We start from the raw sequence: 1,087 nt of genomic DNA, 5'->3' as shown, positions 1-1,087 counted from the left end.
GCAACGGTGCAACTAGTCCTAGGACAGGCTGAGCGGTTCCAGTAGAATTTGGTGGTAATTCTTCAGCCACGTTTGTCTCCCCCAGGAGCTCAGCCAGCACACGACAGACCTCACTAGCAGTTGGTCGCTCCGCTGCGCTATGATCCCAGCATTGTCTGTTGTCATAGCATATCACTTACCGCATCAGCTGCGTAAGGCGTAAGAACTCTTCCCCTTCGCCGTAAGCTCTCTCTGCTTCCACTGTCATGGTCGGGCGCAGGGCTTCCTCACGAATCCGTCGCTTCAACTAGAGTGAGAGGTTCTTCTACCTTCATTGGGATATCGTCGTACTCCGAAAACGGTAATCGCAGACCAGCGCCGTTCAGCAGCTCCCACGTCACAATGGCGAACGAATAGATATCTGCAGCAGTTCCAAATCCAGCTCCAGCATCAGGGTCCAGGACTTCGGGGGCCAACCAACGCCAGCTATCCAGAGCTAGCATGCGCAGCTTTCCAGCGCCAAGTCGCACAAGACCATAGTCGGCCAGTTTCGCTACAACCTCAGCGTTCTCATCCAGCTCCACCAGCTAAGAGGTCAGCAGTACGGGCCTACAAACACATTGGGACTGCGCAAGTCGTTGTGAATTAAAGGTGGCGAATGTCCATGCAAGTAGCGAAGTGCTTTGGCCACGTCATACAAGAGCCGTATGCGAAGTCTAAGGCTCTGTCTAGTTAGCTTAGCCTCTTACCAGGTGGCCGTAGTCGGCTTTCAGGATCTCATCGATCGGAGGAGGCTTCAAGGCAGCTTCCATCTCAGCGTTCTCTGCCTTCAGCGTCTCATAGTGTCGTCGGAGACTTTCCAATTTAGCCTCGTCAATGTTCTCTCCCTTTGCTTGAAGCGTTTCCATGCCATCTGAAGTTTAGCCAAATCACCTCGACCTAGATCTTCCTGCATGAGGGCAATCTGCTGAGAGTTGTTGCGCACACGCCGTTCCTCGGCTTCATAGGCACGCCAAGGCGCCAGCACATCCGCATCAGGCGAGTGAAAACTCTCAAAGAGATCCCCTCCTGGCACAAACTCCATGACAATCGCTTTGGGAGTTGCATC

The 1,087-nt window shown here is 53.5% G+C and carries 2 protein-coding genes; both read right to left on the bottom strand.

Annotated features, from left to right (window positions below):
* Positions 1 to 266: 266 nt before the first annotated feature.
* The gene (locus V6D20_14670; protein ID HEY9817023.1) at positions 267 to 563 is read right to left on the bottom strand and encodes a protein kinase; all 297 of its coding nucleotides are present in this window, start codon (positions 561 to 563) and stop codon (positions 267 to 269) included.
* Positions 564 to 808: 245 nt separating this feature from the next.
* The coding region (locus V6D20_14665; GenBank protein HEY9817022.1) for a hypothetical protein at positions 809 to 1,087 on the bottom strand (279 nt) is incomplete at its 5' end.

It is taken from the genome of Candidatus Obscuribacterales bacterium (assembly GCA_036703605.1).
In the GTDB taxonomy this organism is placed as follows: domain Bacteria; phylum Cyanobacteriota; class Cyanobacteriia; order RECH01; family RECH01; genus RECH01.
Note: the sequence above shows the minus strand (reverse complement) of the source record. Positions and strands in the feature narration are given on the sequence as shown.